Annotated in this window: 12 protein-coding genes and 1 riboswitch; of the genes, 4 read left to right on the top strand and 8 right to left on the bottom strand. The window is 64.0% G+C overall.

Annotated features, from left to right (window positions below; all coding sequences use genetic code 11):
• Positions 1 to 12 precede the first annotated feature (12 nt).
• A complete protein-coding gene (locus E3T51_RS02420; RefSeq protein ID WP_134527085.1) occupies positions 13 to 1,818 on the bottom strand; it encodes an ABC transporter family substrate-binding protein in 1,806 nt (601 codons plus the stop codon).
• Between the two features lie 533 nt (positions 1,819 to 2,351).
• Here E3T51_RS02420 and E3T51_RS02425 point away from each other — a divergent pair.
• Positions 2,352 to 3,143: a CPBP family intramembrane glutamic endopeptidase gene (locus E3T51_RS02425; RefSeq protein ID WP_134527088.1), complete on the top strand. Its 792-nt coding sequence runs from the start codon at positions 2,352 to 2,354 to the stop codon at positions 3,141 to 3,143.
• A gap of 84 nt (positions 3,144 to 3,227) precedes the next feature.
• Here E3T51_RS02425 and gcvP read toward each other — a convergent pair whose 3' ends face one another.
• From gcvP to E3T51_RS02450, 5 genes are all read right to left on the bottom strand, one after another.
• Positions 3,228 to 6,125: an aminomethyl-transferring glycine dehydrogenase gene (gcvP, locus tag E3T51_RS02430; RefSeq protein WP_241989148.1), complete on the bottom strand. Its 2,898-nt coding sequence runs from the start codon at positions 6,123 to 6,125 to the stop codon at positions 3,228 to 3,230.
• A gap of 27 nt (positions 6,126 to 6,152) precedes the next feature.
• Entirely contained in the window at positions 6,153 to 6,524 is a 372-nt protein-coding gene (gene gcvH / locus E3T51_RS02435) for a glycine cleavage system protein GcvH (protein ID WP_134527094.1), read from the bottom strand.
• Between the two features lie 53 nt (positions 6,525 to 6,577).
• The gene (gene gcvT, locus E3T51_RS02440; RefSeq protein ID WP_134527097.1) at positions 6,578 to 7,741 is read right to left on the bottom strand and encodes a glycine cleavage system aminomethyltransferase GcvT; all 1,164 of its coding nucleotides are present in this window, start codon (positions 7,739 to 7,741) and stop codon (positions 6,578 to 6,580) included.
• A 184-nt stretch (positions 7,742 to 7,925) separates the two neighbouring features.
• A riboswitch (glycine riboswitch) is annotated at positions 7,926 to 8,021 on the bottom strand.
• A 34-nt stretch (positions 8,022 to 8,055) separates the two neighbouring features.
• Positions 8,056 to 8,661 (bottom strand): DNA-3-methyladenine glycosylase I, encoded by a 606-nt coding sequence (locus tag E3T51_RS02445; protein ID WP_104192998.1) that lies wholly within the window; start codon positions 8,659 to 8,661, stop codon positions 8,056 to 8,058.
• 82 nt (positions 8,662 to 8,743) lie between these two features.
• Positions 8,744 to 9,346, bottom strand: coding sequence for an LON peptidase substrate-binding domain-containing protein (locus E3T51_RS02450; protein ID WP_134527100.1), 603 nt, complete (start codon positions 9,344 to 9,346; stop codon positions 8,744 to 8,746).
• A gap of 130 nt (positions 9,347 to 9,476) precedes the next feature.
• On the opposite strand from E3T51_RS02450, the gene E3T51_RS02455 reads away from it, so the two are divergent.
• Positions 9,477 to 9,827, top strand: a complete 351-nt coding sequence (locus E3T51_RS02455) for a LysR family transcriptional regulator (protein ID WP_134527102.1) — start codon at positions 9,477 to 9,479, stop codon at positions 9,825 to 9,827.
• A gap of 200 nt (positions 9,828 to 10,027) precedes the next feature.
• Here the strand turns inward: E3T51_RS02455 and E3T51_RS16665 are convergent, their stop codons facing one another.
• Positions 10,028 to 10,171, bottom strand: a complete 144-nt coding sequence (locus tag E3T51_RS16665) for a hypothetical protein (RefSeq protein ID WP_166806361.1) — start codon at positions 10,169 to 10,171, stop codon at positions 10,028 to 10,030.
• Positions 10,172 to 10,381: 210 nt separating this feature from the next.
• On the opposite strand from E3T51_RS16665, the gene E3T51_RS02460 reads away from it, so the two are divergent.
• Positions 10,382 to 11,590 carry a lycopene cyclase family protein gene (locus tag E3T51_RS02460; protein WP_134527105.1) on the top strand — a complete coding sequence of 403 codons (1,209 nt, stop codon included), beginning with the start codon at positions 10,382 to 10,384 and terminating at the stop codon, positions 11,588 to 11,590.
• Positions 11,587 to 12,528, top strand: coding sequence for a Brp/Blh family beta-carotene 15,15'-dioxygenase (locus E3T51_RS02465; protein WP_134527108.1), 942 nt, complete (start codon positions 11,587 to 11,589; stop codon positions 12,526 to 12,528). Before E3T51_RS02460 ends, E3T51_RS02465 begins: the two co-directional genes overlap by 4 nt.
• A gap of 18 nt (positions 12,529 to 12,546) precedes the next feature.
• Here the strand turns inward: E3T51_RS02465 and E3T51_RS02470 are convergent, their stop codons facing one another.
• A complete protein-coding gene (locus E3T51_RS02470; protein ID WP_134527111.1) occupies positions 12,547 to 14,211 on the bottom strand; it encodes an ABC-F family ATP-binding cassette domain-containing protein in 1,665 nt (554 codons plus the stop codon).
• Between the last annotated feature and the right edge of the window lie 31 nt (positions 14,212 to 14,242).

Below are 14,242 nucleotides of genomic sequence, written 5' to 3' on the forward strand. Positions count from 1 at the left end.
AAGAGTTTTCTCTTAGCTGGCGAGCTTCCAATCCCAGATGTTCCAGAAGATCGTCGGCGCCAGAATCGACGGGTCAATGCCCGTGACGCTGTCATTGAATGCCGTCACGCCGGGGAACTGGAAAAGGGTCACACCGTAGAAGTTCTCCCAGAGGATCTTGTCGATCTCCTGCTTCAACTCGATCTGCTTGGCCGGGTCGAACTCCAGGTTGAGCTTCTTGATCGCAGCGTCAGTATCGGCGTTGGAGAAGAAGTTGTGGTTGTTAATGCCACCGGTTTCGAAGGTCGGGCCGGAGTCGGTGACGCCCAGACTGGTCGACTGCCAGGCATAGAACGACGCGTCGTAGGCACCCGGGGTACCGAGGATTCCGCCCCATTCCGGGTTGCCCCCATCGATCACATTGAAGCCGGCGAGTGCTGCGCTGGTCTGGATTAGCGCGAATTCGTTCACGCGTCGCGGGTTGGTCGATGCATACAGAATTGTCACGTCAAGGTTGGTGGCGCCAGACTGGGCGATGAGGGCCTTGGCACCCTCGACGTCGACCTCGGCGTAGTCGGCCGAACCGTTGCCGTCGAGAGAGTCGTCGTAGCCCTCGGAACCCGGAACGAACAACTGCGAACCACGCAGAATCGCTTCGTCACCGACGATGGGCTTGATCAGCTTGTCGAGGATCTCCTGACGCGGAACGATTTTCATGAACGCTTCACGCAGTAGCGGGTCGTTGAACACGCCGCTCTTGCCTTGGTCGAACTGCAGATCGAGGTGCTCGTAGGTGCCTTCTTCACCCTTCAGGACCGTGACATTCTCGATCGCGTCCAGCGCGGTCACCAGGTCAGACGTGGACTGGGGAGAGATGACATCGACGTCACCGTTTTCCAGTGCCTGCACGGCAGCGAGCGGATCCGTGATGAAGCGCACGGTTACTTCTTCAATAGTCGGCGTGTTCTGGCCCGTGTACTCGGGATTGGCAGTCATGGTGATGTACTGATCGGCCACGAAGGCCGAGATCGTGTACGGACCGGTTCCGACGTAGAGTTCGGGGTCATCAGGCAACTCGGTGAAGTTGAAGCCGGAGTTCCAGAATGAGGAGATCTTGGCAAGCGATGCGGCGTCGTTGTCCTGAATGGCCGTAACGAGGGCGGCTTTGGCTTCCTCGTTATCGTCGAGTCCGAGGGCGTTCTTCGCCACAACGTGTGCCGGAAGCGGCGCGTAGAGGGCGAGCTCCCAGTCGACGTACGGTGACGAGTAGACCAGGGTCATTGAACGATTATCGTCGCTGATCTCGGGAACGTCACGTACGAGTCCCAGGCCCGAGTCGGCCTGGGCGCCGGAGTCGAAGTAGACGACGTCCTTAGGGAATGCATCGGTGAACTCACCGGTATCGGGGTCGGTAAAGTCGTCAGGGACGAAATCCGGCGTGTCAAGCGAACGCGAATTGGCCGCCCAGCTCAGCAGGAGATCAGAGGCGTCGACCGCGGTGCCGTCTGACCACTTGACGTCATCAGCGAGGGTGTACTTCACCGTGAGCGGGTCTTCAGAGACCATCTCATAGCTGCCGTATGACTCGTTCTGCTTCAACTCCGGCGTGTTGTCGTAGTAGTTGAACCAGTCGTTCGTCATGTAGGTGATGTTATTGTTCGCCGTGGCATTGCCAAAAGACGTCAGACCGTTGTACGAGAAGAACGGCTGGTTCCACGCGACGTCGACACTCGTTCCCTCATCAAGTCCGGATTCGGCCGTTGGCGCTGAACAACCGGAAAGGACCAGTGCTGCGGCCCCCACGGTGGCAAGAGCTGCCCCGATGCGTCTAAATCTCATAGTTCCTCCTGTGCGAAGTATGCACCGACCCAAGGTTTATGGCCCCCGAAGTCGAGCGTGGTTACTCCGACCATAGAGAGGGTCCACCGTCTTCACCTAGCATCGGGCGAAAACTGTTACACATTGGTAACCAGACAAACGAATAATCGTGACGAATGCACGATTATTGCGTTCGGGGGGCGCATTTCCATCAAAACGACCGTAGGCTCCGCAGGTCGTAGTGATTATTGCCGACCCAGACCGCACGTGGTTCCCGGCGAGCGGGTCGGAATTTTAGAGAGCCGCACCCGGCGAGTCAACCCAAATTTGGCCGCGAAATACGAGCCCGAGTTTGGGGTTGTGACGACAATCGTGTGTGAATTCTGCCCATAATGAGTGGATTGGCACGAACTGTTCCATGGTGCTATCTATTGCGCACTGGCTGGAGCCACTGGGCACATAGGCTATCGAAAGGGAAGTTGCCGCGGCGGGGCATGCCTGACGCGATCCACAGATTCGCGGCCCCATCATTAGGGCACTGGCAGGATAGGGTCATGCCGACAGTATCCGTTTCACGCCTTGTGGCGCCGCACCACACCCGGTATTACTGGGAGATCGGCATTGTGCTCGCGCTGTCGCTCGGGGCGTCGGCCGTGTACTCACTGGTGTCGATCGTGGCCAGGCTGACCGACACGACACCGCTCGCCGACCAGTCGGCGACGCTGAACGGCTCGCAGTCGACCCGCGAGTGGCTCGATTTCACCTACCAGTTTCTCGGCATCGCGTTCGGACTCGCGGCGGTGGCCCTGGTGCTGTACCTGCTGTGGCGACCCGGGCAGAACCCATTCACCCGGCTCGGATTCGACCTGACGCGTCCGCGCAAAGACGTGCTCGGCGGGTTTGGTCTGTTGCTGGTCATCGGCATACCGGGCCTCGCGCTGTATCTGGCGGGACGCGCGTTCGGCTTCACGGTGGCCGTGGTGCCCTCGCCGCTCGACACTTTCTGGTGGACCATACCGATTCTGGTCTTCGCCGCGCTGAAGGCCGCGCTGGTTGAGGAACTTATCGTAGTCGGCTACCTGTTCACCCGACTGCGCGAGCTCGGCTGGTCGACCTGGACCATCATTTTGAGCTCGGCCGTGCTGCGCGGCAGCTATCACCTGTACCAGGGCATCGGGCCGTTCTTCGGCAACGTGGCCATGGGCGTCGTGTTCGGCTGGTGCTACACCCGCTGGGGACGCACCACGCCGCTCGTAGTGACGCACTGGCTCCTCGACATTCTCTCGTTTGTCGGCTACCCCCTCGCACTGGCCTGGTGGCCGGGGCTGCTCGCCCCAGCCAGCTGAACCCGCGGGTGTGGGCTCAGCTGGCTGCGGTAGCGCCGGTTACCGTAGCGGCCACCGAAAAGCGGGGGGCGGTGGCCGCTCCCCCTACTCGAACGCCTCGGGCGGCGGGCAGGCGCAGACCAGGTTGCGGTCGCCGTAGGCGTTGTCGATGCGGCGCACCGGCGGCCAGTACTTGCCCCGCACCAGCGATGCGAGTGGATAGACCGCTGTGGCCCGGTCGTAGGGGTGCTCCCACTCCCCCTCGATCACCGACTGCGCGGTGTGCGGAGCGTTATGCAACGGGTTGTCGTCGGCGGGCCAGCGGCCGGCCGCTACGGCATCCGCTTCGGCCTTGATCGCGATCATGGCGTCGATGAAGCGGTCGATTTCGCCGAGGTCTTCGCTCTCGGTGGGTTCGACCATGAGCGTGCCGGCGACCGGAAAGCTCATGGTCGGCGAGTGGAAGCCGTAGTCGACGAGGCGCTTGGCCACGTCGTCCACGCTGATTCCCGTAGCCGCGGTGAGCGGGCGCAGGTCGAGGATGCACTCGTGCGCGACCAGACCGTTTTCGCCCGAGTAGAGCAGCGGGTAACTGTTCTCGAGGCGTTTGGCGACATAGTTGGCGGCAAGCACGGCTGCGCCGGTGGCCTGTTTGAGGCCGTCGATTCCCATCATGCGCACGTACGCCCAGGAGATCGGCAAAATGCTCGGGCTGCCGTAGGGCGCCGCCGAGACCGGTCCGCCGGCGTGCACGACGGTGGTGGTGGGTCCCCCGCTGCCGAGCAGGTAGTGCTCGTCGCTCTGGGCGAGCGGATGCCCGGGCAGGAACGGTGCGAGGTGTGCTTTGGCTGCGACCGGGCCGACTCCGGGCCCACCGCCGCCGTGCGGGATACAGAAGGTCTTGTGCAGGTTCAGGTGCGAGACATCGCCGCCGAAATCGCCATAGCGGGCGAACCCGAGCAGCGCATTGAGGTTGGCACCGTCGACGTAGACCTGACCGCCGGCGGCGTGCACGGCCTCGCAAATGGTGGCGACCTCGTGCTCGTAGACCCCGTGGGTGGAGGGGTAGGTGATCATAAGCGCGGCGAGGGTGTCGGCATGCTCGGCGATCTTCGCGTGCAGGTCGGCGAGGTCGACGTTGCCGAGCTCGTCGCAGGCCACGACGACGACGCGCATACCGGCCAGCGCAGCGGATGCCGCGTTAGTGCCGTGCGCGCTCGACGGGATCAGGCACACCGTGCGGTCGGTCTGACCGTTGGACAGGTGGTACCCGCGGATGGCGAGGAGGCCAGCTAGTTCGCCCTGGCTGCCGGCGTTCGGCTGTAGCGAGACGGAGTCGTACCCGGTGACGTCGGTGAGCCAGGTCTCGAGCTGGCGCACGAGGTGCAGGTACCCCTCGACATCCGCTCGAGGCGCGAAGGGGTGGATCCCGGCGAATTCGGGCCAGCTGACGGCCTCCATCTCGCTCGCCGCGTTGAGCTTCATGGTGCAGGAGCCGAGCGGGATCATGCCCCGGTCAAGCGCATAGTCGTAGTCGGCCAGCCGCTTGAGGTAACGCATCATGCTGGTCTCGGAGGCGTGCGTGTTAAACACCGGGTGGGTCAGGAATGTGCTCTCGCGACCCAGGTCGGTCGGCAGCCCGTGCTGCACAGCGTTGAAGTCCACGTGGCCGAACGCGTCGCGGCCGCCAAATGCGCCGACGACGAACGACAGGTCGGCGAGCGTCGTGGTCTCATCGACCGACACACTGATGGTGGTCTCGTCAACCTGGTGCAGGTTGTAGCCGCTCGCCGCTGCCTTCGCCATGACGTCGGCCGCGCTCGGCACGGAGACCCTGACCGTGTCAAAGAATGTGTCGCTCCGCACGTCGATGTCGATGGCACGCAGGGCGGCGACGAGGGCGCCAGCTCGCTCGTGCACCTGTTGGGCGATTGCGGTGAGGCCTTGGGGGCCGTGGTAAACCGCGTACATGCCGGCCATGACGGCGAGCAGCACCTGGGCGGTACAGATGTTCGAGGTGGCCTTGTCACGGCGAATGTGCTGTTCACGCACCTGCAGGGCAAGGCGGTAGGCCGGATGTCCGGTGGCATCGACGCTGACACCGACGAGGCGGCCGGGCAGCTGGCGCTCAAGCCCCTTACGCACGGCCATATAGCCGGCGTGCGGTCCGCCGAAGCCCATCGGCACACCGAAGCGTTGGCTGGTGCCGACAGCGACGTCGGCGCCGAGGTCGCCGGGCGATTTGAGCAGGGTGAGAGCCAGTAGGTCGGCGGCCACGACGGCGAGCGCCTTGCGCTCGTGCGCAAGATCGATGACCGCTTGCGGGTTCCAGATGCGACCGGATGCCGACGGGTATTGCACGAAGACGCCGAAATAGTCGCCGAGGTCCGCGGCGGTGGTCTGCTCGCTGAGCGCGACCTGGACGAGCTCGATGCCGAGGGCAGCGGCGCGATTGGCAAGCAGCGCGTGGGTCTGGGGAAAAGAATCCGTGTCGACGATGAATCGGCGTGAGGTGGATTTGGACGCGCGCAGGGCCAGCAGCATGCCCTCGACGACCGCCGTGGACTCGTCGAGCATCGACGCGTTGGCGGTGGTCAGACCGGTGAGGTCGGCAATCATGGTCTGAAAGTTGATGAGGGCTTCGAGCCGGCCCTGTGAGATCTCGGGCTGGTACGGCGTGTACGCCGTGTACCAGCTGGGGTTCTCGAACACGTTGCGTTTGATCACGGCGGGCGTGAACGTGTCGTAATAGCCGAGGCCGATCATGGAACGTTTGACCGTGTTGCGTCCGGCCAGGGCGCGCAGTTCGGCGACGGCTTCGTTCTCGGTCGCGGCGGGCGGGAGGGCGCTGTCGCCATCCTGCCGAAACAGGTCTGCCTGAATCGACGCCGGCATGGCGGCGGAGACGAGGTCATCCACCGAGTTATAGCCGAGCGTGGCGAGCATGTGGGACTGGGCGTCAGCATCCGTTCCGATGTGGCGCTGGGTGAAGGCCGTGGGCATCTGCTGCCGAACCTGCGTTTCCATGAGCTACTCGCCGATGAGGGCCGAGTATTCGGCCTGGCTGAGAAGGGTGGGCAGCGTGTCGAATTCAACCTTGATCAGCCAACCTGCGCCGAACGGATCGCTGTTGACCAGCTCGGGGCTCTCGACCACGGCATCGTTGGTGGCGGTGACGGTGCCGTTGACCGGTGCGAACAGTTCGCCGACCGACTTGGTCGACTCGATTTCGCCAACAACCGTGCCGCCGGCGACCGTGCTGCCCACCGCGGGCAGTTCGACGAAGACCACGTCGCCGAGCTTCTCAGCAGCGTAGGCGGTGATGCCGACGGTCGCGATGCTGCCGTCGACCAGAATCCACTCATGCTCGGCGGTGTATTGCAGTTTCGATGTGTCTGTCATGGTGTTGCCTTTCGCAGGTTGAACGGATTCAGGGCTATTTCAACAGGGCGGAGCTATTTGACGCGCTTATAGAACGGAAGCGAGGTGACAGTAGCGGGAAGGCGGGTACCCCGCACGTCGACGTAGACCTCGGTGCCGAAGCGGGCGAGGTCGAGGGTGACGTAGGCCATGGCGATCGGGTAGCCGAGGGTCGGCGACAGGGCGCCGCTCGTGATGACGCCGTCGGACGTCTCGGCGTCGAGGCTGCGGAAAATCTCGTAGTCGGCGCGACCGGCACGCTTGCCGGCGGCGATCAGACCCACCAAAACGGATGCCCCGGCCTCCGGCCCCGCTTCGATCGCGGCGCGGCCGACGAAGTCGTTCTCCTTGCCCAGGTTGACCACCCGGCCAAGGCCGGCCTGCGCGGGGAAGGTGTCCAGGGTCAGCTCATGACCGTAGAGCGGCATGCCGGCTTCGAGCCGGAGGGTGTCGCGACTGGCGAGACCGGCCGGAACGAGCCCTTTATCAGCGCCGGCGCTCGTGAGTGCATCCCACAGCTCCCGGGCGCGCCCAGCCGCGAGGTACAACTCGAAGCCATCTTCACCGGTGTAGCCGGTGCGAGCCACCAGAACTGGCTGACCGCGGAAGGAGGCATCCGTGATGCGGTAGTACTTCATGAAGTGCAGGTCCGCGCCGAGGTCGGTCAGGCCCTCGGTGGCGTCAAGAATCGCGAGAGCGTTCGGGCCCTGCACGGCGATAAGGGCGTACTCGTCGCTCTGGTCGACGACGCTCACGGCAAAGCCCTCGGCACGGGCGCGCAGCGCATCGAAGGCGGCGAACCGATTGCCGGCGTTGGCCACGACGAGAAACTTCGTATCGCCGAGGCGGTAGACGACGAGGTCATCGATGATGCCGCCGTTCTCGGCGAGGAGCAGGCTGTACTTGGCCTGCCACAGCTCGATGACCGAGAGCTTGCCGGCCAGCGCATAGTCGAGGTAGGCGGCGGCATCCACGCCCTCCACCAGAATTTCGGCCATATGCGACAGGTCGAACAGGCCGGCTTCGGTGCGCACGGCGTGGTGCTCGGCCAGATCACTCGAGTAGCGCACCGGCATCTGCCAGCCAGCGAAGTCGGTGAAGCTCGCACCGGCATCGACGTGCACCTGGTGCAGCGGCGAGAATCGCTCGGTATTTCGTGAATCGGGGGAGCCGGGGGTGCTGGAATCGGCCGAGGTCATGAGTTCTCCGGGTGACAAGGCCGAACAGGTGCGGCCGTTTGCGTGCGAGGCTCGGTTGAGCTTCGTGGGAACTCCCCCTCTGTCGTTCGTGCCTGAGAGCTTCACCAGCGCAGATGCACTGACTTTCACCGTGGGCGAGATTGTAAACCGCGCAGGGCGTGTTCAATCTACTTTTCAGAGTGGCCAGTTCGATGCGGTACGAGTACCTGAGAGATTGTCGGGGAGGATTGCTCCTTCGGTGTTCGCACGCCTTCGCGTCGAACTCTCCCGCATCGTCCGTATGACCCGATGTTCAGTTGTGACTTGCTGCCAGCCTAGCCCCACACCCCGCTGCTGCCACGCCGATGACTGTCGACGAGGTGGGTATCGATGATGCCGATCGCTTCCATGAGGGCGAACATCGTGGTGGGACCGACGAAGACGAAGCCGACCTTTTTGAGTGCTTTCGAGAGGGCAACGGATGCGTCGGAGCTGGTGGGCACGTCGGACTGCGTTCGCGGCGCTGGCGTGGCATCCGGTTGGAATGACCAGACAAAATTCACCAGGCCACCGCTTTCGCGAAGGGCGAGCGTGGCCCGCGCGTTTGTGATCGTGGCGCGAATCTTGAGGCGATTTCGCACGATTTTCTCATCGTTCAACAGCCGCACCACGTCGTCCTCATCGAAGGCGGCGACCCGCTCGGGGTCAAAGTCGGCGAAGGCCGCCCGAAACCCGGGGCGCTTGCGCAGAATGATCGCCCACGACAACCCCGACTGAAATGCCTCGAGGCTGATCCGCTCGAACAAGCCGTGCTCATCGCGCACGGCCACGCCCCACTCCGTGTCGTAGTAATCGCGCAACATCGGGTCGACCGAGGCCCAGGCAGGGCGGGCGAGCCCGTCGGGGCCGACGATCGCGCCGGGAGCGGGTAGTTGATCCATACAAACCATTAGACACCGGACCGCGTCGAAGCCCGTCGCCTGGCCGCGACTGTGCGGCTATTTCGCCGGCACAGTGACACGCTCACCAGGCCAAAGACTCGGCGGCGGCCTCGGTCAGGTCGATGATGTTGTCCAGCAGTGCCGCCATCGTGTCGGAGCGCAGGAGTGTGATCTGGTCGAGGGGACCGACCGGGGCAATCGCGGCGAGCTGCCAGGCGGCGGCGGTCGGATCGTGGGAAAGCTCGACATCGGGCGACCACTCCTGGTCGGCGAATTCACTCGCGAGCGACAGGGTGCGGCGAACGACCTGCTCAGCCTGTTCTCGTCTCGGCAACAGTACGTCGTCCCACGTTAGGTCGGGCAGCTCCCGCACCGTGGCGAGCGGATGCGGGTCCTCCGGCATCCACTCGGTCACCTCGATTCTGCGCTCGCCCTGAACCACCAGCCCCAGGTAACCCTCCGGCGCTTCGAGCTGGGTGACCCGGGCGACGGTGCCGACGCTGAAGCGACGTTCGCCGCCGCCGACTTCCTGCCCGCGTTCGATCAGTACGACGCCGAACTCGGCCGGCTCGGAATCCAGTACCCGGGCCAGCATGATCAGGTAGCGTTCCTCGAAAACACGCAGTTGCAGCGGCATGTAGGGAAACAGTACGGATCCCAAGGGAAACATCGGCAGGGTCGTCATGCACCCAGCGAACCACGTTGATGGCGTTCGGCCAAGCCCCCGAGGGCTAGTTTGCGGTGGGCCGCATCGTTTTCGACGCGTAGCCTAGAAGGTCAGGCGTGCACTTTGCGCCAACGACGAAAGGCTGTTCGTGGACATCACCCTGCTGGGGCACTTCGTGGCCGCCGCTGAGGCACCCGATTTCACCCGTGCCGCCCAAGCACTCGGCGTAACCCGCGATACCCTCAGCTCTTCGGTGAAGCAGGTCGAAGCCGAACTCGGCTACGCGCTGTTCGACAGATCAGCCGAGAGCACAACGCTCACCGAGATCGGGGTTGCCTTTCTCGATGACGCACGCCAAGAGCTGGCTCAGGCAGCCGGGCACGGTGCACAAACCGGCGGCGGTTCCGGTGGCGGCAAAGCCAAAGCCAACAAGGGCAAGGGCCGCGCTCCCGCGGTGAAGGGCCAGCCGAAGCTCGGCAAGAAGCGCCAGTCCCGCTGATTTAAAACAATCGACCGGCGATCCACGCGGCCTCGCCTCACCATCTCGTCGGCTGATCAAACAAACGGAGCCTGCACGACCGATTATCGGTCTGATGGGCTCCATTCACAGCGCAGATTTTGTCGACTATTTCTGGCGATTCTGAACGATACCGTGGCGGGTCGGCCGTCGAGCGCCTGGGTCAGTTCAACGAAGAGCACCTAGAAGATGCACGCAAACGGATGCGCGGAGAGCAGACCGAAGATGCCGCGGGTGAGGTTGTCCGGCGTCATTTCAACGGGGCAGCCCCGAGCGATCATGAGGGCAGCAGCAAGAATGAGTCGCGAACGCAGGCTGCTCTGCATGCTGTGTCAAGAAAATCGCTGACCGTACGGAGCTAAAACAAATGACTACGTAACTCAGCTAGGTATATTAGGACACCTACTCCAATCCATGGAGACAGGTAGCAATTATGAGCAGTTGTTCTCCCGTTGATTCTTTAGCTGTCGCAGCCGACTCGATCGGCCTACGGATTCACCCCATCTCCGCATGTGGTTTAGAGAAATAGAGATCAAATGAACTCTGTCGTAGACGCTGACCTCGTGGTGCTGGGTGCGGGACTGGCGGGGCTCAGCCTGGCGGCCCGGCTGGCGCGCGCGCCATCCAGCCCGCGCGTGGTCGTCATCGAACCGCGCACCGCGTACCAGGACGACCGCAGCTGGTGCTTTTGGCAGTCAAAACAACATGAACTGTCACACCTCGTTTCCCAGCGCTGGACGACGTGGAGCTTTTCTGATTCCGCAGGCAGCGCGGTTCGGCACCACGTTCCGGACTTGTTCTACCAATACATTCGGGGCATCGACTTCTATTCCAGCGCGCAGGCCGACATCGCCCAGTCGCCGCGTGTAGACCTGCGTCTCGGTGTGCGCGCCGAAAGGGTGAGCGCAGTGCCGAATGGTGTGCGGGTCGAAACCAGTGCTGGCACGCTGTTGGCCCGCCAGGTGATCGATACGCGACCACGGCCCGCTGCGGCGATGCTTTACCAGAGTTTTGTAGGTGTTGAATTCGAGTGTGACTGGCCGCATCCGTTCGATCCGACCGAGGTGACACTGATGGGTTCGCTTGCCGCCGATAAGGACGGCCTGAGCTTTGTGTACGCGCTGCCATTGGGTCCGAACCGAGCCATCGTGGAGTGGACCCGCTTCGGCGTAGCGCCGATCAACCGGGAACTTCTGGCCGGTGAGTTGGACCACGTTTTAACGGGCCTGGGTCTGGATGACGTTCGTCGGGTGCGCACCGAGGGTGGGGTGCTGGCCATGGGACTGGGCCGCCAGACCGGACCGGAGATACCCGGGGTGGTGCGTGCCGGAAATGCGGGCGGCGCTTTGCGAGCCGCCTCCGGCTATGGATTCTTGCGTATTCAACGATGGGCGCAAATGTGCACGGATCGCCTTCTGGCGGGGCAGGAGGCGGTGGGGCATCCCGAAGAACCCTGGCTGCGACGCACCTTCGACCGCATTTTTCTCCAGGCCGTCCGCAAGCACCCCGAACGCACTGCAGAGTACTTTCTCGCTCTGGCCCGCGGTGTGCCGCCAGCCACCCTGGTGCGTTTCCTCAGCGACGGCGCCCGGGCCACTGACTATGCCAAAATCATTTTCAGCCTGCCCTGGAGCCCGTTCATCGCTCAAGTGGCCGCTCCCACGGTCTTCACCTCAGCATCGCTCGCACAGGCCAGGCTGGTCGCTACGCCCACTGCGACCACGTGCTCGGGCTGGACTCAATGAAGGAGCAGGTCGCCGCTTCCCGAGTCGGCACCGCCCGCGCAACGGCCTGGCTCCGCCATATCCCCATCGAAACGATGGTGTTCTCCTGTCTGGCCCTGACGACGCTGGGCGTGCTCGCGGTCGGCCTGCCGATGCCCTCGCCTATGCTCCAGGTCGTACTCCTCGGCGTGCTCGTCGCCGTGCTGGGTTTGCCGCACGGTGCCCTTGATCCGCTCATCGCGCGTCGCGCCGGCGTCTGGCGCACCCCGCTGGGTTTTGCTGCGTTCAACACGGTATACATCGTCGTTGTGGTCGGTGTCGTGCTGCTCTGGCTGGTCGCCCCAGTGCTGAGCTTGGTTGCGTTCCTGATCGTGTCGGCGCTGCATTTCGGGTCTGATTGGAACGCTGATCGTGGCGTGTGGCTGCGCTTTCTCGCCGGATTCGGGCTGCTGAGCGTACCAGCCTTCTCACATCCGGATCAGGTGGGCGCTGCTTATGTGGTGCTTGCCGGTGCCGGTGGCGCAACGGTGGCAGGCGTGCAGGCCGAGCTGGCCCCGCTCGCCCTGGCCGGGCTGCTGGTGGCGGCCGTCGCCGCCGTGCGGCATCGGCCGCATGAGAGCGTGGAAATCGTGCTCACGTCGGTGCTCGCATTGGCCTGCGAGCCGCTGCTCTTTTTTTTGGTGTATTTCTGTGCGCTGCACAGCTTTCGGCATCTCCGGACGGGGTTTGCCGAGGAACGTGGCGGCGGACGGCTACCGACCCTGATCGTGGTGGTGTACACCGTGGCGCCAATCCTCGCGGTCGGTGCTCTGCTGTTCGTCATCAGCCCCGGCGGCGTTATACCGGAGCAGATTCTGCAGGTGGTGTTCATCGGTCTGGCCGGTCTCACCGTTCCGCACATGATCGTGGTGACCCACGAAAAACGACACCACAAGAAGTTGATAGCCCTGCCCGGGTAAGCCCTTTGGACCTGACCGTCAAACCTCGAGAACTCGGCCCGCGTCGACGTTCCAGTGGCGGTCGGTATGCACGTTCTCGAGCATGCGCCGGTCGTGGGTGACCAGCAGTAGCGTTCCTTCATAGCTGGCGAGCGCCTGTTCCAGCTGTTCGATCGCGGCGAGATCGAGGTGGTTGGTCGGCTCGTCGAGAACGAGCAGGTTGACGCCGCGCGCCTGCAGCAGGGCCAACCCGGCGCGCGTGCGCTCCCCCGGCGACAACTCGTCAACGGGCCGGTTCACGTGGTCGGCTTTGAGTCCGAACTTGGCCAGCAACGTGCGCACTTCGGCGGGTGAGAGTTCGGGAACGAGCAACTCGAAGCTCACGGAGAGTGGCCGGGCACCGGCGAGAAGGGCCCTCGCCTGGTCAATTTCACCAATCAACACGCTGGTTCCGAGGTGTGCGCTGCCGGCATCCGCTTTCTGACGGCCGAGCAGGGCACGCAGCAGCGTGGACTTGCCCGCGCCGTTCGGGCCGGTGATGCCGATGCGTTCACCGCCGTTGACCTGCAGAGTCACGGGCCCGAGCACGAAGTCGCCCTGCCGAAATTCGGCGTTGCTCAGGGTGGCCACGACGGCGCTCGAGCGCGGGGCTGACCCGATGGTGAACTCGAGTTGCCACTCCTTGCGCGGCTCGTCGACCTCGTCGAGGCGGGCGATGCGGCTTTCCATCTGGCGCACCTTTTGCGCTTGCTTCTCGCTCGACTCGACCGAGGCCTTGCGCCGGATCTTGTCGTTGTCCGGCGCCTTCTTCATGGCGTTGCGCACGCCCTGGCTCGACCATTCCCGTTGCGTTCTGGCCCGTCCGACGAGGTCGGCCTTCTTGGCGGCGAACTCGTCATAGTTCTCCCGGTTGTGTCGCCTGGCCGTTTCGCGTTCCTCAAGGTACGACTCGTAGCCGCCGCCGAACACCCGGTTCACGCCCTGGGCCAGGTCGAGTTCAAGCACGCGGGTGACGCAGCGGGCCAGAAATTCCCGGTCGTGGCTGACCAGCACGACTCCGCCGCGGAGGCCCCTAACGAAGGCTTCGAGGCGTTCCAGCCCGTCGAGATCGAGGTCGTTGGTGGGTTCGTCGAGCAGCACGATGTCAAAACGGGAGAGCAGCAGGGCGGCGAGCCCGACGCGCGCGGCCTGGCCACCGGAGAGCGCCGTCATCAGGCTGTCGGCGGTGAGTGTGGTGCCGAGCGCGAGACCGAGGTCGGCGAAAACAAGGGGCAGCCGCTCGTCGAGGTCGGCAGCCCCGCTGGCCAGCCAGCGTTCGAGCGCGGTCGAATAGGTGTCGGCCGGGTCGATTCCATCGGTACGCGGCGAGGTATCCCCGAGAGCGGATGCCGCGGCATCCATTTCGCGGGTTGCTTCGGCGCAGCCTGTGCGCCGGGCAATGTAACCGGCAATGGTTTCGCCAGGGACTCGTTCGTGTTCCTGCGGGAGCGCGCCGACGAAGGCATCCGCCGGACTGAGGGTGATGGTGCCGGCTTGCGGCTCGCTGCGCCCGGACAGCAGATTCAACAGGGTGGATTTGCCGGCGCCGTTGGCACCGACCACGCCGACTACATCACCGGGCGCGACCGTGAGATCGAGCGATTCAAAAAGGGTGCGGTGCGCGTGGCCGCCGGCCAAGCCCTTGGCCACGAGTGTTCCGGTCATTGCTCAATGGTGCCATTTATTGCGCGGGACG

Origin of the sequence: Cryobacterium serini (assembly GCF_004404025.1) — a bacterium.
In the GTDB taxonomy this organism is placed as follows: Bacteria; Actinomycetota; Actinomycetes; order Actinomycetales; family Microbacteriaceae; genus Cryobacterium; species Cryobacterium serini.